Raw genomic sequence first — 20,593 nt, 5'->3', positions numbered from 1 at the left:
GGCTTTTATGTTTGGCGTGGGGGCGGGTGCGCTTACGGCGAACGGCGCGGAGATCGTGGATCAGCGCGGGCATCACGCGACACTCAAGGCACCGGCGCAGCGGATGGTTTTTCTGCCGATGCCGGGGCCGGCGATGTATGTCGCCGTCGATGGTTCGGCGCAGCACATCGTCGGCATGAACCCGTCATCAAAGATCGCGGCGCGCGAGGGCGCGCTCACCAAGTTCTTTCCCGTGCTCGATACCGTCTCGACCGACATCGTGCGCGGAGACGGTTTTGCGCCCAATGTCGAATCGATCCTCGCGCTGCATCCAGATGCTGTCTTCCAATGGACGAATCCCGGCAGTGGCGTGTTCGCACCGCTTGAGAACGCGGGTCTCACGGTCTTCGGCATCCGCAATGGCGGCCAGGATGATTTGCTTGAAGCGACCTTGCTGATGGGGCAAGTCGCCGGCGCGTCCGCGCGGGCCCAAGCGATCGTCGACAAACAAAAGCAACGTGCGAAGGAGATCGCCGATGCGCTCAAGGGCTTGCCGGATGGCGAGCGACCCCGCGTGCTCTATCTTCATCGCTTTTCGGATTCGCTCGGCGTCAATGGCGCGGGCGCCTATAGCGATTTTCTCATCCGCCTCGCGGGCGGCGAAGACGTTGCGCATTCCCTGCCCGGCGTCTCGCAGGCGGTGACATTCGAGCAAGTGCTGGCGTGGAATCCGCAGGTCATCCTGCTCGGCAATTTCGACAAGACGATGCCGCAGGACATTTACAACGATCCCCGCTGGCAAGATGTCGCCGCCGTCAAGGCGCATCGCGTCTATCGCGTGCCGCTCGGCGGCTATCGCTGGGATCCGCCGAGCGAGGAATCGGCGCTTGCCTGGACTTGGCTCGCGCTTCTCCTGCATCCTGACCGGATCAAATACGATCTGCGCAAGGATGTGCGCGACTGGTATCGGTTTCTTTACAATCGCACGGTCACCGACGCCGACCTCGACCGCATCCTTTTCGTCAAGCAGAACGGAACGTCGACGGATTACGCGCGGCTGACTACACCATGAGTGTCGGGAACGCCATGGCGCGGACGGCCATGCCTGAGCAACCTCACCTCAGGAGGAATATCGTCGCGTGGCTTGTGCTGATCGCAACGCTCTGCGGCATTGTTCTTATTTCGCTGGCGTCGGGCCGCTATGCGGTACCGCCCGGCCATGTGATCGATATTCTGCTTTCGCATCTCCACGCCGGTACGCATGGCTGGACGGCGGACGAGGAGATCGTCGTCGATTCGGTGCGTCTGCCGCGGCTCATCACTGCGGCCTTCGTCGGCGCCGGTCTCGCGCTCTGTGGCGGAGTCCTGCAAGGCATATTTCGCAATCCGCTCGTAGGACCCCAGACCATTGGGGCATCGTCGGGCGCCGCGCTCGGCGGTGTTGCGGCGATCCTCTTTTTTGGTTTCGGCCCGGCGGTCCAGATCTGCGCCTTTGTCGGAGCAGCGGCGGCGCTGGCGGCCGTGGTCGCCCTGCAGCGCAGTGATGGTCAGTCGCCGCTGCTGACTCTCGTTCTCGCCGGTGTGGTCGTCGGCGCCTTTTGCTCGGCCATCGTCGGGCTCGCAACCTTTGTGGCTGATCCGGATACGCAATTGCCCGGAATGGTCTTCTGGCTGCTCGGCAGCTTTGCTGCTGCCGACTGGCATCGCGTCATTCTGGTCGGAGCCTTTTGTCTCATCGGCGGCGCAATCCTGCTCGGCATGCGTTGGCGCGTGAACGTCCTCTCGCTCGGCGATGAGGAAGCGCGGCTGCTGGGTCTCGACCCGGCGAAGGATCGGCTCATCCTTCTCGCCGCCATTTGCCTCATTGTCTCGGCGCAGGTTGCGGTCAGCGGTTCGATCGGCTGGATCGGTCTCGTCGTTCCCAATCTCGCCCGCTTCGTCATCGGTGCCGATCATCGCCGGATGCTGCCCTTTGCGACCGTGATGGGCGCGGCCTTCATGATCGTTGCCGACACGCTGGCGCGGACATTGACGCCCGCGGAAATTCCGGTTGGCATTATCACTGCCATCGTCGGAACGCCGATCTTTGCCTATCTGCTTCGCAGCGTCATTGCGGGCGGCAGATGATGGAAGCACATGACATCGGCTTCTGGTACCGGCCCGGCCAATGGCTCTTCCGCCATGTCTCGCTCAGCTTTGCGCCTGGGACGATCACAGCGCTCCTCGGCGTGAACGGCAGCGGCAAGACGACCTTCTTGCGCAGCCTCTGCGGTGTCATCCACCCGAAAGAGGGGCATTTCGTCCGCAGCGGCGTCATTGGCTATGTTCCACAGGCGCTTTACGCCGAGCACGCCTATAGCGCCCTCGACATGGTGCTGCTGGGGCGCAGCCGCTATCTCGGCCGTTTTGGCGCGCCGGGGCATTCCGATATGGAGCGCGCGCTTGCCTGTCTGGACGATGTCGGTCTGGCGGGGCTTGCGCACGCGCGCTATGACCAATTAAGCGGCGGCCAGCGCCAGTTGGTCTTGCTTGCGCGCGCTCTGGCGACGGATTGTGTCGCTCTCGTGCTCGACGAGCCGGCTTCGGCGCTCGACCTTGCGAACGCCGGGCTCATGCTGAAGCTGCTCAGCCGCTTGGCTGCCGAGCGGGGTCTCACCGTTCTGTTCACGACGCATCAGCCCGATCATGCGTTGAGCGTCGCCGATAAAGCACTTCTTTTTCTTGGCGATGGTTTTCATACATTCGGACCGGTCCAGGAAACGCTGAGCGAAGCGAATCTCTCGAAGCTTTACGGCGTTCCGGTCAAGCGTCTGGCCGTGACGGATCACGACAGAATATTTGAGGCGGCTATACCGCTCTATAGGATCGATCGCTAGACGCTGAACGCGATCCCGCAGGAGCAGAGTCGACTGGACTCGACAGACACGCCATCGCTTGACGCGGTGGCGTGTCTTTCCGCCGAAGCGGAACTTTTCACAATGAATTGGGGTGAACCACACACGCGCTTTCCGGCCGGACGCTCTAGGGCTCCAGTTCCGAATCCCAGTAGAGATAATCCATCCAGCTTTCGTGCAGATAGTTGGGGGGAAACAGCCGGCCGTTCTGGTGGAGATCGGCGACCGTCGGCTGATAGGGGTGCCGCGCCGGCCACATATGCGCCTCGCTCGTCAGCCGGTCGCCTTTTTGCAGATTGCAGACGGAACAGGCGGCGACGACGTTTTCCCAGCTCGTGATGCCGCCCTTCGAGCGCGGGACGACATGGTCGAACGTCAATTCCTCGCGCGTGCCGCAATATTGGCAGGAGAAGCGGTCGCGCAGGAAAACATTGAACCGTGTGAAGGCGGGGTGGCGCGAGGGCTTGATATAGGTCTTGAGTGAAACCACCGACGGCAGCCGCATCTCGAAACTGGGACTGCGGACCGTCTTCTCATATTGGGAGACGATGTTGACGCGATCGAGGAACACCGCCTTGATCGCATCCTGCCATGACCAGAGAGACAAAGGATAATAGCTCAGAGGCCGGAAATCGGCGTTGAGCACAAGGGCCGGACAACCTTCCGGCGAGACCGTGGGTTGGCAGTGAATCGTCAAACCTGGCACCTCTTTCGCCGGCGGCGCAACGACCAGATCTATTCAGCGCGACCGGCTTGTAACCCTATCGACCCCTCACATCCCTTTCCTGGCGGCGGCACACGCCGCAAACCGCCGGACCCTCTCTAAAACACCTCACGCTTTATGGCAAATCGCCCGAATCCTCTCTGTCATGCCGGCATGACGGGCCTATGAATACGAAAACGCGAGCGCCTGGCTAGCGGGTCGGCACCGGCGTACCGCTGCGATAATCGTAAAAGCCGCGCTGGGTTTTGCGGCCGAGCCAGCCAGCTTCCACATATTTCACCAGTAGCGGGCAGGGGCGATATTTCGAATCGGCCAGCCCCTCGTGCAAAACCTGCATGATGGACAGCACGGTGTCGAGGCCGATGAAGTCGGCGAGCTGCAGCGGCCCCATAGGGTGATTGGCGCCGAGCCGCAGAGCGGTATCGATGGAGTCGACCGAGCCGACGCCCTCGTAGAGCGTATAGATCGCCTCGTTGATCATCGGCAGCAGAATTCTGTTGACGATAAAGCCGGGGAAATCTTCCGAGACGATCGCGGTCTTGCCGAGCTTGGCGATCAACTGCTTGGCGGCGGTGAAGGTGACCTCGTCCGTGGCGATGCCGCGAATCAATTCGACAAGCTGCATGCGCGGCACCGGATTCATGAAATGTATGCCGATGAAATGTTCCGGCCGGTCGGTCGCGGCCGCAAGGCGGGTGATCGAAATCGACGACGTATTGGTCGCGAGGATGGCGCCGGGCTTCAGGTTCTGGCCGACCTTCTGAAAGATCGCGTGCTTGATCGTCTCGTTTTCGGTCGCCGCCTCGACCACCAGATCACAATCCGCAAGAGCGTTGTAATCGGTCGCACGGGAAACATGGGTGAGCGCCGTCTGCACGGCGGCCTCGTCGATCTGCTTGCGTTCGACGAGGCGGGTGAGGTTGCCGCTGATCGTCGCCAGACCGTGATCGACCCGCTCATCGGAAACGTCGTTCAGTATGACGTCGAAACCTGCGACGGCGCAGACCTGCGCAATGCCGGCACCCATCTGCCCGGCGCCGATAATTCCGATTTTATTGATGTCAGCCATGGGTCTCATTCCGAAAGAGAAACGGCAGGGGATCAGCCGGGTCGAGGACCGCTTAGCGAATGTCGCGCCAGCAAAACGGGCGCAGGAGGGCGCAGGCGACCCGGCGAGGACTTACGCCAGTTCACCATGCCTCGTCAAAGACCGTGTGACGGCATCGTGGTTCTCCCGCCGGATGAGTGCGTCCGACGGGTGAGCGCGTATCAGCGGCCGACGCTGAAATGCAGCGGCACGGTGAACGCGCCGCCGTTGACGCCGGGGGGCGCCGGGGGCACCGGATTGGCCCGGCGCACCGTCTCGACCGCCGCCCGATCGAGGATCGCGGAGCCCGAGCTTCGCGCCAGACGCACGCCGCGGATGCTGCCGCTGGGGCCGACCGAAAACGCGACGAGCGCCGTGCCGCCGACGCCCTGCGACCGCGCCTCCTCCGGATATTCCTTCTCGGCCATGATGCGCATGACGATTTCGCTCTTCCAGTCGGCGACGGCGGCACCACGGAGGCCGGCCATCGGCGCCGCCTGCTGCGCCGAATGCGGCAGGTCGGTGCGCGTCGATTTGATCCGCCGCTGCGGCTTCGGCAAATGCTTGGTCGGCTTCGGCTTTTCGACCTTCTTCTCGATCACCGGTTTCGGCGGCGGTGGCGGCGGCGCGGACATGACGACTTCCGCCTGCTCCGCTGGCAGGACGTCGGGATCGGGCGGTGCGGTCGTGTCCGTCGGCGGCGGCTGGTCGGGCGGCGGCGGGATATTCGGGGTTACCGGCGGCGGTTGGTCGGGCTGCACCTGGTCCGGCTGCGGCGGCGTATCGACCTCGTCTTGCGGCGGCGGCGCGACGGCGATGGGCGCGAGATCGATCATCACGGTATCCGGCGGCGCGCCCGGTGGCCGGTCGTCATGCGGCGTCAGAATGTAGCCCGCCAGAAACGCCAGATGGACGGCGACGACAATGAACGCCGCAAGGCCCCAGCGTCGCCAGCCGAGGTGCTCCTGCGGCGGCAATATGGTTTCGGCGAAGCTCGCCGGCAGTGCTCTTGCGGCGTCGCTCATGGCGCTGCGGCGGGCCCCGGCGCTTTTTCCGGCGGCGCCTGCGAGGCGTCGAGACCGACAAGGGCAATCTTCAGATAGCCCGCCTTGCGTAGCAAGTTCATGATGTCCATGACGCTGCCGTAAGAGATGGATTTGTCGCCGCGCAGAAAGACACGCTGCTGCTTGTCGCCGCCCGAGGCCGCATCGATCGCGGCGCCGAGCGAGTCGCGCGCGACCTGCGAATCGCCGATCGCCAGCGTCAGGTCGGGCTTGATCGAGACGAAAATCGGCTTGTCCGGCCGCTGCGAGGCCTGCGCCGTCGAGGCCGGCAGATCGACATTGATATCGACCGTCGAGAGCGGCGCCGCCACCATGAAGATGATGAGCAGCACGAGCATCACGTCGATGAACGGCGTGACGTTTATCTCGTGGGTTTCATCGAGCGTGTCGTCGCTCGTCGAGAGCTTGACGGCCATGACTCACTCCGCCGGGCGGCGCATGCCGACGACGTGCCAGTTATCGGCCGTCGCGGAGGTGCCGCGGTCGAGATCGCGTGAGACATGGCGCAGGATTTCCGCCGCGGCGTCGGCGAGAATGGCGCGATAGCCGGAAATGCTGCGCGCGAAGACGTTGTAGATGATCACCGCCGGAATGGCGGCGACGAGGCCGAAGGCGGTCGCGAGCAACGCCTCGGCAATGCCCGGCGCGACGACGGCGAGATTGGTCGTGTGCGTCTTCGAAATGCCGATGAAGCTGTTCATGATGCCCCAGACGGTGCCGAAGAGACCGATGAAAGGCGCGGTCGCGCCGATCGTGCCGAGAATGCCGGTGCCGCGATTGATCACCCGGCCGGCGCGGGCCTCGATCCGCGCGATGAGCGCCGCGGCGCGTTCCTTGATGCCGTCGGTGTTGAGATCGGCAGAGCGGTCGACCTCGGCGGCCCCGGCATCGACCATGCGCACCACCGGGCCTTTTGCGCCCTCGAGTTCGGCGCGGGCGGCATCGAGCGTCGCGGCGTGCGCGAGGATGGCGAGCTGGTTTTGCGCCTTTTGCTTCGCGGCAAAGAGTTCGATGCTCTTGGCGATGTAAACCGTCCAGGTCAGCAGCGAGGCCAGAGCCAAGCCGACCATCACCACTTTCACGATGATGTCGGCGTTGAGGAACATGCCCCAAGGCGAAAGATTCTGCGGCAACAGGCTGGCCGAGATCGATCCCGGCGCGGGTTGCAAGGTGGGTACATCCTCCGCTGCGGGTTTCGGCGCGCCTGCGACGGGTGCGGGGCTCGCAACTGCGGGAGTTGCTGGTGCGGAGATTGCGGGCGCGGGGACAGCAGGCGCTGGCGCGGTGACTGGAGCTGGCGACGGGCCGGCGGTCTGCGCGGCGCCGAATGTCGGAATGGCGATCAGGGCGAGGAGGACTGCGGAAGGGACGAAAGTGCCGAACCGGGCCTTTACGCGACGCGTATCAAACAACAGCATGAATTCTATCCCTGTTCTTTGCCTTCCCGCCCGTAAGTGCGGCCAGCTTGCGTGGCAGTGCGCCCATGGTCAATTGGCGGTAGGAAATATTCGCGCAATTGAATGACTTCTCGGTCCTTTCCCGAGCGCGCCGTTCTTTTACAGCGAGATTATTGGCAAGTCTTCTCGATCCTATCGAGAAAATATGAACCGCCATCTGGGAAAAAATCCCTTACGCCTCGTTCAGCTCTCGAACAGTCTGTCGCCGATAAAACCGCCAGCCGTCACGCCAGGGGGGCAGGCGAACAGGCCGCTGCCGATATGGGTGGTGAACTGGTTCATCGCGTCGAGCTTGGAGAGCTTGTCGAACAGTTTGACAAAGCCGGTGCGCGGGTCGCGCTGATAGCAGATGAAAAGGCTGCCGGCATCATATTCGATCCCCTGATGCCAGGGCGGCCAGCGCTCGGCGGTGAAGGTCGCGCCGTTGTTATAGGAATAGCCGCGCCGCAGGATCTGTGTGCCGTCGTTCATCGCCGCGGAAGCGATCCGCGCATGGGCCATCGCCGGGATGAGAGGATTGCCGTCCTTGTCGACGGCATCAAGGTCAAGCGGGTCGGATTCCTTCTTGCCGCTGAGCGGCGCGCCGGAGAACTTGCGCCGGCCGACGGTCTGTTCCTGATAGTCGATGTCCATCCGGTCCCAATGCTCAAGCGCGATGCGGACGACCCGGGCGACGACATAGCTGCCGCCGTTCATCCACGCCGGTCCCTCGTTGCCCACCCAGACGAAGCGATCGTAATCGAGCGGCGTCCCCGGATTGATCGTCCCGTCCTTGAAGCCCATCAGGTTGCGCGGCGCTTTCTCCCCATATTGGGCGGAAAATCCGCTCTGCGCCCAACGGATTGAGGCGACGCCATGCGCCTGGTTCACCAACTGGCGCACGGCGTGGAACGCGACTTGCGGATTGTTGGCGCAGGCCTGGATCGAAAGATCGCCGCCGCTGTGACCGTCGATCAATTGATCGCCATTGAAATAGGGCAGATCGATCAGCGCTTCCGGCATCTTGGCTTTGAGGCCGTAACGATCCTTGCCGCCCTTCTCGAAAAGGCCCTTGCCGAAACCGAAGGTCAACGTGAGGCGGCTGGGCTCAAGGCCCAAAGCCTCGCCGCTGTCGGTCTTCAGAATCTCCGGCGATTGCGCGAGGTTGATGACGCCGGTCGAAAGCTTCGCGGCGAGGTCGGTCCAGCGCCGCAGCAGCGCCTTCACCTCTTCGACCTTCTCCGTCTGCAGATCGAAGACGGCGAAATAGGTCTGCGTCTGCGCCGCCGTGGCGATGCCGCCCTGATGCGTGCCGAAGAAGGGCTCGATATCGGCTTCAAGCGTGGAAGGTTTCGGCGTGATGCCGACTTCCGGCGATGCGGTTGCCGGGCTTTGTGCGGCGATACCGGTCGCGGCCAGGACGCCGCCCGCGCCGACAAGAAAATTCCTGCGCGAGCTCTGCATCTTCTTGTCGTCGGATTTGCTCATGTCAGGCTCGTGCGCCTCACCGAGTTGGGCTCCGGCGCATGCTCTAAGCGCGCCGGAATGCCTTTGTTGCCTGTCTCTCAGATGCTGGCGGTAGACGATTTTTGCATTGATCGCCATCAAATTCCGCTGTCAAACCAAGAGATTAGAACCACTCGAAATTAGCGTGCGACGGCCAGCGTATTGACGTCGTCGTTGACGTAATAGAACCCCTTGTGGTCGGGCGTCAGCGCGACGCCGAAGAGATTGCCGCTGCCGGGCGGGGTCTGCGCCTTGTTGGTATTGATCCAGCGCGAGGCGACCTGCTTCTTCGACGCCGGGTCAACTTCGATGATCTCGCCGTCGAGGCCATTGATCACGAGCAAGTTGCCGTTCGGCGCATTTTCGAGCGCGAGCGGGCGCTTGAACAAGCCGTCCTTGGAAATCAGGGTCCCGGTGCCGGCGCTATCGTTGCGGGTCAGGGCGTGCGGAATGGCATTGACCGAATTGCCGACAGCGTCGGAGACGTAAAGTGTGCTGCCGATGAGCGCGAGCCCGGTCGGGCCGATCACGAACACATCCTTGTCGGCGCGTTCGCCGAAGCCGTCGCCGATGACGGTCTCTTTCTTGATCGCCGGTCCGTCCTTGCCGATCGCAAGTTCGAGGCGCAGGACAGACGCGAGCTTGCCCGATTGCGTGACCGACGGAAATTTGCCCGCGCCGATCTGCGAGACGAACAGGGTTGCGGTCTTGCCATGGTCGACCAGCGCCGTATTGCCCCAGGGTCCATCGATCTTGCTGCCAGCCAGAGTCTTGATGAACTTGCCGTTGCTGTCGAAGACGATGAGGCAGCCGGGCCCCGTGGTCTTGAACGTGCCGTCGGTCGAGGGCAGGCTGCCGATGATGACATAACCGGCCTTCAGGAAGGCGATTGCCGTCGTCAGGCCGACCCCGCCGGGGCAGGACGGCAGAGTCTTCGGCACGGACGCGAACAGGGTCGTCTTGCTGGTCGCCGGATTGTAATCGACGATGGTGGTGCCGACGCCTTGCAGGTTGCCCTTGTCGTTGAAATTACCGACCAGCACATCATCCTTCTTGATCGTCCCGGTCGAATAGGGGGCGACGATGATCGCGTAAGGATTGACGTCGCCGTTGGCCGGAATGGTCGAGCCGAGCGTCGTGTTCTTCTTGATCGTGTCGAGGAAGTTTGTCTTTGCCGCAGCCGGCGCTGCTGTCAGGGCGGATGCCAATGCGGCGACGGCGGCGAAGGAAATCCAATTGCCGGATTTACTCATGATAATGTGTCCTTACTCATATTCATTGCAAAGAACTGTGCGCGTGAGTCGGCCGTCGCGGCCGCGGGCAGCGAATTTGGCAAGTCTAGAATGCGATGGTCGTGCGTACGCCGAACACGGCTTCATCATGCACGAGCTGGCTCGGGATCTCAGGATTCACGATCCCGCCGCCGGGATTGAAGATGTATTGGAAGTCCGGTGTTATCTGCCACCAGGTGGCGAGATTGATTGTGTAGAAAGCTTCGAGGAACGCTTCCGAGGTGCGGATCGGCGAGAGCGTTCCAGGTGCGGCAAAGGTGGCGGCATCGGCGTCAAAGGCGCGTGTATTGCCTGAGATTAGACCGTAACCAAAACCGAGGCCGACGATATCGCCGTCGCGCCCCTGGAATGGTGCCTTAAGTGCGAAGCCGCCATTAGCGCTGAACGTGATGAGATTGCGGTCGCTCTCCGGCGTGCCCATCACACGGATAAAGGCGCTGAGCGCGCGGGGCGCGGATAGATCCGGCTGCCAGATCACTTGATCGGCGATGCCGTAGAAGCTGTAATTGCCCTGATGCAAGACGGCGACGCCGTTGCTCGCCGGGTTCGCCAGCGACAGGCCATCGGTGCCGAACCGCTGATCGGGGAGCGAGCCTGTGTCATACCAGAAGCCGATCTTGTAGGTGCCCGGCAGGCCGGTCGCCTTCACTTTCGGATCGGTCGGCGCCGGGTTCAAGGCATATTGCAATTCGCCCATGATGAGCGCGCCGGTGTTGAGATTGAAGCGCACGCCATTCGCTTCCGGTCCACGCAATTGCGAATCGTCGTTGAAGGGACCGCCCGGCGGATTGTCGTTGAAAACGCCGATAAGCGCCGTCAGGTTCGGCACGATCTGACCGCGTGCCCGTATGCCCAGGGCGGAGAGCGGGTACGCTGGACCGCCGGCATACATATCTTCGGACGGAACCAGCGGCCAGCCCATCGACGTATTGAGGAACAATAGCGACGTAGCGCTGGTGATCCATTCCTGGTCGAGACTTTGCTGTCCGATCTTGATATCCCAACCGCTCTTGCCGAGCGTCTGCTGATACCAAAGTTCCCACAGGCGCGTGGAATCTTCCGCTTCCAGACCACTGACCAACTGCATCACCCCGAGATTCTTGGCGCTGAGATTCGAGCCGTGAATCTGGAAGCCGCTGACCTCGAACGTGCCGCCGTCCCAGCCGAACGCCTTGCTCGTGTCGAGCATGACCGTCGGCGTCGTGACGCCATCATAATCCGCGCCGCGCTTATAGCCGCCGGTGACGTTACCGAAGACTTCGCTTTCTTCAAAAAGCGTGAACGTGATGCCGTATTTGGCGAGCGCGGGACGAATTCCGCCGGCGTCCCCCAGAAGAGTCGTGCGCGATGGTGCGAAAAGATCGCTCAAGGTGAAGGTGGGCGCCGGAGCCGTCAGGGTGCTGGCATCCGCGGCCCACGCCGAATCATTCAGCGCGCTCGCGACCAAGCACAATGTGAGCGCCGTGCCAGTCTCCAGTGCATGGATGCGCCGCGACAGGCGCCCGTGATTGCCATCCGTTGGCATACGATTCTTGGCTCGTGCCATTTGCGCCCCCGCACAAAGAATAAAACCTTACGAGATCGATATTGCGCGAAATTTGCACAGTCAATACTTTGAGTTAAGAAAGGAGTTTTTCTAAAGACTACACAAGAACTGTTCTAAAAGATAAATAAGAACGCTTCTAAAAACTGCGTGAGAATACTTCTAACCAACTGGTGTACTTGTCGGTCAGTTCGACGCCAATCCGGGAATGCTGACGCCCGCCGTCTGCAACAGCAGAACGATATTCAGCGCGAGAATGATCGCCGCGCCTGCAATCGCGGCCGCATCGATCCATCTGCTGTTGGCGAACGCGCCCATAATGTCGGCGCGCCGGGTGAAGATGACCAGCGCGATCATCGGCACGGGCAGGGCGATCGACAGCACGACCTGACTGACGACCAGCGATTGCGTCGCATTGACGCCGAGCGCGACGACGACAAAGGCCGGGATCATCGTCACGAGGCGCCGCAGCCATACCGGGATGCGGAAGCCGACGAAGCCCTGCATGATCATCTGCCCTGCCATCGTGCCCACCGCCGAACTCGACAGGCCGGAGGCCAGCAGCGAGACGAGAAAGATCGCCGCCGCCGCCGGCCCGAGCAGCGGCGTCAGGGTGTGGTAGGCGGTCTCGATCTCCGCGACATCGGCGTGCCCGGCGTGGAACGCGGCCGCGGCCATCATCACCATCGCCATATTGACGAGGCCCGCGACGGCCAGCGCGACGAAAACCTCGATGTTGGAGAAACGCACCAGCTTGCGGCGCTCGCTGTCGTTGCGTGTCGGCGCGCGGTTTTGCGTCAGGCCCGAATGCAGATAGATGGCGTGCGGCATCACCGTCGCGCCGACGATGCCGACTGCGATCGTCAACGCCTGCGCATCGGGCAGCGACGGCACGAAGGTATGAAAGGCCGCCGATCCCCAGGCGACCGGCGCGATGAACAGCTCGGCGACATAGCAGAGCGCAACGGTCGCCACGAGCACGCCGATGACGATCTCCATCGGCCGGAAGCCCTTCGTCTCGACGAGCAGAATGGCATAGGTGACGATTGCCGTGATGCCCATGCCGACGAGAAGCGGCAGGTGCAGCAGGAGCGAAAGCCCGATCGCGCCGCCGAGAAATTCGGCGAGATCGGTCGCCATCGCCGCGACCTCGCTCACCAGCCACATGGCGATGACGACGGGTCTGGGGAAATGCGCGCGGCACAATTCCGCGAGATTCCTCCCGGTGACGATGCCGAGCTTGGCCGATAGCGCCTGAAACAGCATGGCGATCAGATTCGCCAGCAGAACGACCCAGAGCAACGCATAGCCATAGCGTGCGCCAGCCTGAATGTTGGTGGCGAAATTGCCGGGGTCCATATAGGCGATCGAGGCGATCACCGCAGGCCCGGCAAAAAGCAACAGATCAGCGGGCCGCGGCCGTCCGCCCGCCAGAACAGCGCCAATGGCCGTGGTGGTCCGCTCGGTCAGTGTCTGACGCGGCAGAGCTTGATCGGTCATCTTCGAGCGCAGATGTTACCCATGCACCCTAATGTAGCCTTAGCTACATTTACGTCAAGGGGTGTGACATTGCAGCCGCGCCCAATTGGCCGCGAAGTGTCCCGCCAAGTGCAATGGAAAGGTTGAAGGCGAGGCCTATGCCGCGGGGGTCGCCGGGGCCGGCGTCGGCGCCTTGGCCTTGCGGCGCTCCTGGATCTTCTGGACGATCACGTAGAAGGCGGGCACGAACAGGACCGCGAGGCAGGTCGACGCCAGCATGCCGGAGAAGACGGTGATGCCGATCGATTTGCGGGCGTTGGCGCCGGCGCCTTCGGCCACGACGAGCGGGGCAACGCCGAGGATGAAGGCGAAAGACGTCATCAGGATCGGCCGGAATCTGGCGCGCGCCGCCTCCCGCGCCGCCTCGACGATGTCGTGGCCCTCGAGGTGCAGATCGCGGGCGAATTCGACGATGAGGATGGCGTTCTTCGCCGACAGCGCGATCAGCAGGACTAGGCCGATCTGCACATAGAGATTGATGTCGAGCCGCAGAGAAGTGAAGACCGCAACCGGCCCCACCAGCGACAGCGGCACGGCGAGGATAACGGCGAGCGGCAGCAGCCAGCTTTCATATTGCCCGGCGAGGACGAAATAGACGAGCAGCAGCGCGAGGCCGAAGGTGAGATACATTTGGCCGCCGGCGATCTTCTCCTGATAGGACATCGCCGTCCAATCGTAGCCGGTGCCGCGCGGCAATTCGCGGTCGGCCATCTGCTCCATCAGACTCATGGACTGCCCGGAGCTATACCCCGGTGCCGGCGAGCCGATGACCGTCGAGGATGGATAGAGATTGTAGAGGCTGATCAGCGAGGCCCCTACGTCCGACTGGAAATGAACCACCGTGCCGAGCGGGATCATGTTTCCGTCGGTGTTGCGCACCGGCAGATTCTCGACATCCGCCGGTCTGACGCGGAATTGCGAATCCGCCTGCGTGTAGACCTGGAAGGTGCGGCCGAATTTGTTGAACTGGTTGATATAGGTCGAGCCGAGATAGGAGGTCAGCGTATCGAAGACCTGCTGGACCGTGACATGCAGGCTCTCGGCTTTCGTCCGGTCGACCTCGATGGAGAGTTGCGGCACGTTCGCACGGAAGGGCGAGGAGACATGCTGCAGCGCGCTCTGGGCGTTGGCGTCGCTGACCACTAGGTTGGTGATGCTCTGCAATTTCGCGAGATCGAAACTGCCGTCTTTCAATTCGATCTGGAACGTGAAGCCGCCGGCATTGCCCACACCCTGGATTGGCGGCGGCGGAACGACAGCGATCCGCGCCTCATCAAGCTTCGACAGCGCCGCGTTGAGATTCTTGTACATCGGCAGCAGGCCGAGCCTCGTTCCGCGCTCGTTCCAGGGCGTCAGGATGATATAGGCGACGCCCGCATTGGCGAGGCTCGCACTGTTGTCGAGCACCGAGACGCCCGAGACGGCGACCACGTGCTGGACGCCCTCGACCTTGCTCAAGACGGTGCTGACATCCTTCATCGCGGCCTCGGTGCGCTCCAGCGAAGCACCGTCCGGCAATTGCACGGCGGCGATGAAATAGCCCTGATCCTCCAGAGGCAGGAAGCCGGTCGGAATCCGTGCGATGCCATAAATGGCGCCAGCGACGATCAGGAGACCGACGACGACCGTCACGCCGCTATGCGCCGTCAGGTGGCGGATGAGCCACATATAGCCGGCTTCGGCGTGCGCATAGGTTTTGTTGAAACCACGGGCCAGAATGTTGCGCTGATCGGGTGGCTTGGCCGGGCGCAGCCAAAGCGCCGCTTGCGTCGGCTTCAGCGTGACGGCGTTGACGGCGGAAATCAGCGCCGTCGCGGCGATGACGAGCGCGAATTGCGCATACATGCGCCCCGTCAGTCCGGGTAGGAAGGCGGCCGGGAGGAACACCGACAGGAGGACGAGCGTGATGCCGACGATCGGCCCGAGCAATTGCTGCATGGCGCGGATGGCGGCGTCGTGCGGCGTCAGTCCCTCCTCGATATGCGACGCGGCACCTTCGACGACGACGATCGCGTCGTCGACGACGATACCGATGGCGAGGATGATCGCGAAAAGCGTCGAGAGATTGATGCTGAAGCCCAAAGCCGCCATGGCCGCAAAGGCGCCGATGATCGTCACTGGCACGGTCGTCGCGGGCACGAGCATCGCGCGCCAGTCCTGCAGGAAGGCGAGGATCACGATGAGCACGAGAATCCCCGCCTCGAACAGGGTCTTGTAGACTTCATTCACCGAGGCCTGGACGAAGGTCGTCGTGTCGAAAGGAACCGTATAGGTAAGACCCTCGGGAAATTCCTTCGCCAATTGCTTCATCTTGGCTTCGACGGCCTGCTCGACCTGGAGCGCGTTGGCGCCGGGCAATTGATAGATGGCGATGCCGGCCGCGGGCTGCTTGTCGAGAGAGAAGGACTGGCTATAGGTCTGCGCGCCGAGCTCGACGCGGCCGATGTCGCGGATGCGGGTGACGGCGCCGTTGGCCCCCGTCTTGACGATGATGTTCTCGAACTGATGCACGTCGTCGAGGCGGCCAGCGACATTGAGCGTATATTGGAACGCCTGCCCCGCCTTCACCGGCGGCATGCCGAGCTGGCCGGCGGTGACCTGCTCGTTCTGCTGCTGGACGGCGGTGATGACATCCTGCGTCGTGAGCGCCCGCGCATAGAGCTTGTTGGGGTCGAGCCACAGGCGCATCGCATATTGGCCGGCGCCGAAAACATTGACATTGCCGACGCCCGGCACGCGCGCCAGTTCATCCTGCAGATGAATGGTCGCGTAATTCGCGAGATAGAGAGAATTGTAACGTGAGTCCGGCGAATAGAGCGTGACAAAAAGCAGAATCGCGGTCGATTTCTTCTGGACGACGACGCCCTGGGCCTGCACCGCTACCGGCAGCGAGGCCAGCGCCGAGGCGACACGATTCTGCACCAGGATCTGCGCGAAATTGATGTCGGTGCCGATGTTGAAGGTGACGGTCAGGGTATAGGTGCCATCGGAAGCGCTCGTCGATTGCATGTAGATCATGTTTTCGACGCCGTTCACCTTCTCCTCGATCGGCTGGGCGACGGTTTCGACCAGCGTCTTGGCGCTGGCGCCCGGATAGCTCGTCGTCACCTGGATCGTCGGCGGGGTGATATCGGGATATTGCGAGACCGGCAGACGCCACAGCGAGACCGCGCCGATCACCATCGTGAGGATGGCGATCACGTTGGCGAGGATCGGCCGGTCGATGAAGAATTTTGAAATCATCGCGCCGGCCTATTTGGCTTCGGTGTCGGGATCGGTAGCGGTTATCTGCTGGACTTGCGGTACAACCTTCTGGCCCGGCGCGGCTTGCAGCAGGCCGGCGACGATGACCTTGTCCTTCGCCGTCAGTCCCGAAAGAATCCGGCGCATGCCGTCGAACGTTTCGCCGATCGTCACTTTGCGCTGCTCGACGACATTGCTGGCGTTGACGACGAGGACATAGCGGCCGCTCTGATCGGCGCCGATCGCTTCGTCGGGCACCAGCACAGCATCGACCGGCCGCAGCGGCAGGTGGACGCGCACGTAATAGCCGGGCAGAAGCCGGGCCTCTTTGTTGTCGAGCACGCCGCGCACGTTCAGCGTGCCGGTCGAAGGATCGACGTTCGGCGCGATATAATCGATCACGCCCTTGTAGGGGAAACCGTGGTCGGTCTGCAGCCCGACCTCGACGGACACTTTGCCGACAATATCGGCCGTGGTGATCCCGTGCTTGGCCATCGCGGCGCGGATCGTCTGCACATCGCGTTCGCTGATGGTGAAATTCACCCAGATCGGATCGAGCTGATAGATGGTCGCGAGCTGTGTCGGCGAATTGGTGCCGACGAGTTCGCCGACCGAGACGAGATGCTGTGTCACCGTGCCGTCGAACGGCGCGTCAACATGCGTATAGCCGAGGTTGATCTGCGCCTGCTGCAGATTGGCCTCGTCCTGCTCGACCGTCGCCTGATTGAGATCGCGGGTGGCGCGCGCCTGATCGAGCGTCGCCTGGGTCGAGATCTGGCGGGAGGCGAGGGCCTGCTGGCGGCCGAATTCGGTCTGCGACTGAAGCAGTTGCGCCTTGGCGCCGTCGAGCGCCGCCTGCGCCTGGTCGATCTTCAGCTTGTAGGGTTCGGGCTCGATGACGAAGAGCGTCGTGCCTTTCTTGACCGCCGCGCCGTCCTTGTAATCGATCTCCTGAAGGAAGCCCTGCACGCGGGCGACAAGATTGACGCTGTTGACCGCCGCCATATTGCCGGTGGCTTCGAGATAGGGCTGCACCGTCTTTTGAATTGGATTGGCGACGCCGACCGTGGGCGGTGGCGGCGGCACATAGGTGTTTTCCTGTTGGCAAGCTCCGAGCAGGGTCAGAAGCCCGAGTGCCGCGACGCTCCGACCCGTTCTGAAAACCGCCAGCATTCGTTCCCCTCGAACCGGTGCCGACCGGAAATATGCGGCGACCCTAACCTTGAACAGCTTGCCGAGGCAATCGGCGCCACGGCTAATGCGCCATAAAGATCGGAATATTCGCCTCGGCGAGAATTTGGCCGGTGGCACGGCCGAAGATGAATTGGCGCAGACGGCTCTGCGTGTAGCCGCCCTTGATCAAAAGATCGGCGCCGACGGAGCGGGCGGTGACCAGAACGGCGAGACCGGGCGTCTTGGCGGTTTCATGTACGTCGATGGCGCGCGCCGGCACGCCGTGACGTTTCAGATTCTCGACCAGTTGCACATGGTCCGGTCCGGCGAGCGTATAGCCGGGGATGGTGAAGACCGGCACGTCCCGCGCCAGCTTCAGCAGCGGCAAGGCGAAGGCGACGGTGCGCGCCGTCTCGGAATTGCGGTTCCAGGCGATGGCGATCACCTCGCCGAGCCGCTCCGGGGCGCGGGGCGGGGCGATCAGCAGCGGCCGGCCGCTTTCGGTCAGCACCGCTTCGAGGGTCGATTTCCGCGGCTGCTCGGCGCCGGGCCCTGGCCGACCGACGGCGATAATGTCGAAGACGCGGCCATATTCGCCGACGCCCGTGTCGGAGATCAGCCCGTCGCGGACCCAGCCGTAGCTGGGGGCGGAAGCGTCCGCCGCCTCGGACCGCGGCGGGATCGCCGCGTCCCGCATGAAGCTCTCGAAGGTCTTGCGCGCCTCATCGAGAAGGTCGCGCCGCACCGCATAGTCGAAGACGATGCCATCAAGGGAAAAATCCGCCGCGACGATCTGCGTCAGATCCGGCCCCAGCGCGACGCCTTCGATATAGCTGGCGAATTTCTGGGCGAGCAGACGGGCGGTCTCGAGTACGGCCGACATGCCCGCGTGCGTTTCGACGGGGATCAGGATCGACTTCATCGGCCTCGTCCGGTTGCGGGCGCATGATGCCCGAATTTGCGCCTAACACAAAGAATCTAAAGTACGATGGTTAAGCTCACCGCGGCGCGGGTCACGCCTGTGTAGAGCCAGCGGGCGCGATGATCGCGAAAGGCGCTGCTTTCGTCGAACAGCACGACATCGTCCCATTGCGAGCCTTGCGCCTTGTGCACGGTCAATGCGTAGCCATAGTCGAATTCGTCGGATTCACGCCGCAGCGCATAGGGAATCTCCTCCTCGCTGGTGAAGAATTCCGGCAGCACGCCGATGCGCAAGGGTTTGTGCGTGCTGTCCTCTTCCGGCACGACGGTCATGCGGATCTTCCGGCGGCGCAGGCTGCCCGCCGTGCGCACATTCCACAGCGAGCCGTTGAGCAGGCCCTTCTTGCGGTCGTTGCGCAGGCAGACGAGTTTGTCGCCGGGCTCCGGCAAGATGTCGGAGCGGCCGAGCAATTCGCGAATCCGGCGATTGTAGGCGCGGCGCGTGCGGTTGAGGCCGACCAGCACCTGATCGGCTTCGGTCACTTGCTCGGCATCGATCGCGTCGCGATGGATGATGCGGCAGGCACCATAGAGGCCGGGCGACAGCCGGCCGCCCTCGCGGATCGTCATGGAAAGGCGGATGATCGGATTGTCGGCGGCCTGGCGATGCACTTCGGTCAGCATGACGTCGGGCTCGGCCTCGGTGAAGAAGCCGCCGCCCTTGATCGGCGGCAATTGCGCCGGATCGCCCAGCACGAGGACGGGCTTGCCGAAGGAGAGGAGATCGCGACCGAGTTCCTCATCGACCATCGAACATTCGTCGATGATGATGAGCTCCGCCTTGGCGACGGGGCTTTCCTCGTTCAGCACGAACAGCGGTTCCTCGCTGTCGGTTTCCTTGGCGCGATAGATCATGCTGTGGATGGTGCGCGCGTCGCGGCAGCCTTTCGAGCGCATCACCAGCGCCGCCTTGCCGGTGAAGGCGCCGAACAGAACCTCGCCATCTTGGGCGTCGGCGATCGTGCGGGCGAGCGTCGTCTTGCCGCTGCCGGCATAACCGAACAGACGGAAGACCTGCGGTGCGCCGCGCTTCAGCCAGAAGCTGACTGCTTTCAGCGCAGCATCCTGTTGGGGTGACCATTCCATGCTTGCGTCAGATCATGCCATTCGGGGCGAATCGGGGGCGTGCGGCGGCGGTGTTGAAAACGCTTCTAAACAAGCCCTTGGAACATTTCCATTCTCTCAGGCTTGACTTGCTTTTGGCCAAAACTTCGCGCTCTAGATGTTCCATACACGGCCAAACAGGACTTCGGAAAATGCCCATGACTCGCTTGAATATGGCTCATGCCGCGGCGCTTGCCTTCACGTTCGCTTTCGCCGCCGTTCCGGCGCGTGCGGCCGACGCGCCGACGATCGAGTTCCACGATGGCACGATCACACCGCTGCATCTCGAAGTGCCGGCCAATACGCGGTTCAAGATCGTGGTGCGCAACACCGGAAAGACGGCCTCCGAGTTCGAGAGCCACAGGCTGCACAAGGAGAAGGTCGTAGCGGCCGGTCGCACGGTGAGCGTCGAAGTGCATCCGCTGGCACCCGGCAAATATGATTTCTTCGACGATTTCCACGAGGACGCGCCCAAGGGCGTCATCATCGCGAAATAGCGCCCGCCCCGGCGCGGCGGCCTCACTCCGCCAGATGGCCGAAATCCCGGATCACGCTTTCGTAAACCTCGCGCTTGAAGGGAACGATAAGCTGGGGCAGCCGCTCTATGCGTTCCCAGCGCCAGGCATCGAATTCGGGATGCGCGTCGCCGCCGGGCGTATGGATGTCGATCTCGGATTCGTCGCCCTCGAAGCGCAACGCGAACCATTTCTGTCTTTGGCCGCGATACCGGCCTCGCCATGAGGCTCTCGCGGACTCGGCCGGCAAATCGTAGCTGTACCAAGCAGGCGCTTCGGCGAGCAGCTTCGTCGAGGACACATTGGTTTCCTCGAACAGCTCGCGCACCGCCGCGTCATAGGCCGCCTCACCGGGGTCGATGCCACCCTGCGGCATCTGCCAGTCAAAATCGAAATGTTCGCGACGGCGGTGACGGCGGCGGCCGATGAAGACAAGCCCCTCCCGGTTGAGAAGCATGATGCCCACGCACGGACGATAATCCAGGAACTCGCTCATGTGACTCTTGACGACTG

General features: G+C 62.8%; 18 protein-coding genes. 4 read left to right on the top strand and 14 right to left on the bottom strand.

The features are described 5' to 3' along the window. The first annotated feature begins 7 nt into the window (after positions 1–7). From CWB41_RS02720 to CWB41_RS02710, 3 genes are read left to right on the top strand one after another with little or no spacing between them, the layout of a single operon-like run. Positions 8–1,051, top strand: a complete 1,044-nt coding sequence (locus tag CWB41_RS02720; RefSeq protein WP_245411237.1) for an ABC transporter substrate-binding protein — start codon at positions 8–10, stop codon at positions 1,049–1,051. 29 nt (positions 1,052–1,080) lie between these two features. Beyond that, on the top strand, positions 1,081–2,106 hold the full coding sequence (locus CWB41_RS02715; RefSeq protein ID WP_245411172.1) for a FecCD family ABC transporter permease: 1,026 nt from the start codon (positions 1,081–1,083) through the stop codon (positions 2,104–2,106). After that, positions 2,103–2,855, top strand: a complete 753-nt coding sequence (locus CWB41_RS02710; RefSeq protein WP_115835535.1) for an ABC transporter ATP-binding protein — start codon at positions 2,103–2,105, stop codon at positions 2,853–2,855. The genes CWB41_RS02715 and CWB41_RS02710 overlap by 4 nt, the downstream gene beginning before the upstream one ends. 145 nt (positions 2,856–3,000) lie before the next feature. On the opposite strand, the gene CWB41_RS02705 is transcribed toward CWB41_RS02710, so the two are convergent. From CWB41_RS02705 to CWB41_RS02645, 13 genes are all read right to left on the bottom strand, one after another. After that, positions 3,001–3,570, bottom strand: coding sequence for an HNH endonuclease (locus tag CWB41_RS02705; protein WP_115835536.1), 570 nt, complete (start codon positions 3,568–3,570; stop codon positions 3,001–3,003). 217 nt (positions 3,571–3,787) lie between these two features. Continuing rightward, positions 3,788–4,666 carry a 3-hydroxybutyryl-CoA dehydrogenase gene (locus tag CWB41_RS02700; RefSeq protein WP_115835537.1) on the bottom strand — a complete coding sequence of 293 codons (879 nt, stop codon included), beginning with the start codon at positions 4,664–4,666 and terminating at the stop codon, positions 3,788–3,790. Between the two features lie 200 nt (positions 4,667–4,866). Beyond that, entirely contained in the window at positions 4,867–5,709 is an 843-nt protein-coding gene (locus CWB41_RS02695) for an energy transducer TonB family protein (protein WP_115835539.1), read from the bottom strand. After that, complete coding sequence (exbD, locus tag CWB41_RS02690) at positions 5,706–6,164, bottom strand: TonB system transport protein ExbD (protein WP_115835540.1); 459 nt, start codon at positions 6,162–6,164, stop codon at positions 5,706–5,708. Before exbD ends, CWB41_RS02695 begins: the two co-directional genes overlap by 4 nt. Before the next feature lie 3 nt (positions 6,165–6,167). Further along, on the bottom strand, positions 6,168–7,166 hold the full coding sequence (gene exbB / locus CWB41_RS02685) for a tonB-system energizer ExbB (RefSeq protein ID WP_115835541.1): 999 nt from the start codon (positions 7,164–7,166) through the stop codon (positions 6,168–6,170). A 222-nt stretch (positions 7,167–7,388) separates the two neighbouring features. Continuing rightward, complete coding sequence (gene efeB / locus CWB41_RS02680) at positions 7,389–8,672, bottom strand: iron uptake transporter deferrochelatase/peroxidase subunit (RefSeq protein ID WP_115836309.1); 1,284 nt, start codon at positions 8,670–8,672, stop codon at positions 7,389–7,391. 158 nt (positions 8,673–8,830) lie between these two features. Continuing rightward, positions 8,831–9,943 carry a YncE family protein gene (locus tag CWB41_RS02675; RefSeq protein WP_207206624.1) on the bottom strand — a complete coding sequence of 371 codons (1,113 nt, stop codon included), beginning with the start codon at positions 9,941–9,943 and terminating at the stop codon, positions 8,831–8,833. Positions 9,944–10,028: 85 nt separating this feature from the next. Then, complete coding sequence (locus CWB41_RS02670; RefSeq protein ID WP_115835542.1) at positions 10,029–11,528, bottom strand: carbohydrate porin; 1,500 nt, start codon at positions 11,526–11,528, stop codon at positions 10,029–10,031. Positions 11,529–11,711: 183 nt separating this feature from the next. Further along, positions 11,712–13,025 carry an Nramp family divalent metal transporter gene (locus CWB41_RS02665; RefSeq protein WP_115835543.1) on the bottom strand — a complete coding sequence of 438 codons (1,314 nt, stop codon included), beginning with the start codon at positions 13,023–13,025 and terminating at the stop codon, positions 11,712–11,714. A 135-nt stretch (positions 13,026–13,160) separates the two neighbouring features. Beyond that, positions 13,161–16,307, bottom strand: a complete 3,147-nt coding sequence (locus CWB41_RS02660) for an efflux RND transporter permease subunit (protein WP_115835544.1) — start codon at positions 16,305–16,307, stop codon at positions 13,161–13,163. Positions 16,308–16,316: 9 nt separating this feature from the next. After that, positions 16,317–17,480, bottom strand: a complete 1,164-nt coding sequence (locus tag CWB41_RS02655; RefSeq protein ID WP_115835545.1) for an efflux RND transporter periplasmic adaptor subunit — start codon at positions 17,478–17,480, stop codon at positions 16,317–16,319. A gap of 82 nt (positions 17,481–17,562) precedes the next feature. Next, a complete protein-coding gene (locus tag CWB41_RS02650) occupies positions 17,563–18,402 on the bottom strand; it encodes a universal stress protein (protein ID WP_115835546.1) in 840 nt (279 codons plus the stop codon). Positions 18,403–18,458: 56 nt separating this feature from the next. Beyond that, positions 18,459–19,547 carry an ATP-dependent DNA helicase gene (locus CWB41_RS02645; RefSeq protein WP_115835547.1) on the bottom strand — a complete coding sequence of 363 codons (1,089 nt, stop codon included), beginning with the start codon at positions 19,545–19,547 and terminating at the stop codon, positions 18,459–18,461. A 176-nt stretch (positions 19,548–19,723) separates the two neighbouring features. On the opposite strand from CWB41_RS02645, the gene CWB41_RS02640 reads away from it, so the two are divergent. Beyond that, positions 19,724–20,062 (top strand): cupredoxin domain-containing protein, encoded by a 339-nt coding sequence (locus tag CWB41_RS02640; RefSeq protein ID WP_245411173.1) that lies wholly within the window; start codon positions 19,724–19,726, stop codon positions 20,060–20,062. Positions 20,063–20,084: 22 nt separating this feature from the next. Here CWB41_RS02640 and CWB41_RS02635 read toward each other — a convergent pair whose 3' ends face one another. Then, positions 20,085–20,576, bottom strand: coding sequence for an RNA pyrophosphohydrolase (locus tag CWB41_RS02635; protein WP_115835549.1), 492 nt, complete (start codon positions 20,574–20,576; stop codon positions 20,085–20,087). Between the last annotated feature and the right edge of the window lie 17 nt (positions 20,577–20,593).

Origin of the sequence: Methylovirgula ligni, assembly GCF_004135935.1 — a bacterium.
Lineage (GTDB): Bacteria > Pseudomonadota > Alphaproteobacteria > Rhizobiales > Beijerinckiaceae > Methylovirgula > Methylovirgula ligni.
This window is presented reverse-complemented; position numbering and strand designations above follow the sequence as displayed.

Coding starts and splice junctions, on each gene's coding strand:
- CWB41_RS02720 (WP_245411237.1), top strand. CDS start 8: ATGTTTGGCGTGGGGGCGGGTGCGCTTACGGCGAACGGCGCGGAGATC.
- CWB41_RS02715 (WP_245411172.1), top strand. CDS start 1,081: ATGCCTGAGCAACCTCACCTCAGGAGGAATATCGTCGCGTGGCTTGTG.
- CWB41_RS02710 (WP_115835535.1), top strand. CDS start 2,103: ATGATGGAAGCACATGACATCGGCTTCTGGTACCGGCCCGGCCAATGG.
- CWB41_RS02700 (WP_115835537.1), bottom strand. CDS start 4,666: ATGGCTGACATCAATAAAATCGGAATTATCGGCGCCGGGCAGATGGGT.
- CWB41_RS02695 (WP_115835539.1), bottom strand. CDS start 5,709: ATGAGCGACGCCGCAAGAGCACTGCCGGCGAGCTTCGCCGAAACCATA.
- exbD (WP_115835540.1), bottom strand. CDS start 6,164: ATGGCCGTCAAGCTCTCGACGAGCGACGACACGCTCGATGAAACCCAC.
- exbB (WP_115835541.1), bottom strand. CDS start 7,166: ATGCTGTTGTTTGATACGCGTCGCGTAAAGGCCCGGTTCGGCACTTTC.
- efeB (WP_115836309.1), bottom strand. CDS start 8,672: ATGAGCAAATCCGACGACAAGAAGATGCAGAGCTCGCGCAGGAATTTT.
- CWB41_RS02675 (WP_207206624.1), bottom strand. CDS start 9,943: ATGAGTAAATCCGGCAATTGGATTTCCTTCGCCGCCGTCGCCGCATTG.
- CWB41_RS02670 (WP_115835542.1), bottom strand. CDS start 11,528: ATGGCACGAGCCAAGAATCGTATGCCAACGGATGGCAATCACGGGCGC.
- CWB41_RS02665 (WP_115835543.1), bottom strand. CDS start 13,025: ATGACCGATCAAGCTCTGCCGCGTCAGACACTGACCGAGCGGACCACC.
- CWB41_RS02660 (WP_115835544.1), bottom strand. CDS start 16,307: ATGATTTCAAAATTCTTCATCGACCGGCCGATCCTCGCCAACGTGATC.
- CWB41_RS02655 (WP_115835545.1), bottom strand. CDS start 17,480: ATGCTGGCGGTTTTCAGAACGGGTCGGAGCGTCGCGGCACTCGGGCTT.
- CWB41_RS02650 (WP_115835546.1), bottom strand. CDS start 18,402: ATGAAGTCGATCCTGATCCCCGTCGAAACGCACGCGGGCATGTCGGCC.
- CWB41_RS02645 (WP_115835547.1), bottom strand. CDS start 19,547: ATGGAATGGTCACCCCAACAGGATGCTGCGCTGAAAGCAGTCAGCTTC.
- CWB41_RS02640 (WP_245411173.1), top strand. CDS start 19,724: ATGACTCGCTTGAATATGGCTCATGCCGCGGCGCTTGCCTTCACGTTC.
- CWB41_RS02635 (WP_115835549.1), bottom strand. CDS start 20,576: ATGAGCGAGTTCCTGGATTATCGTCCGTGCGTGGGCATCATGCTTCTC.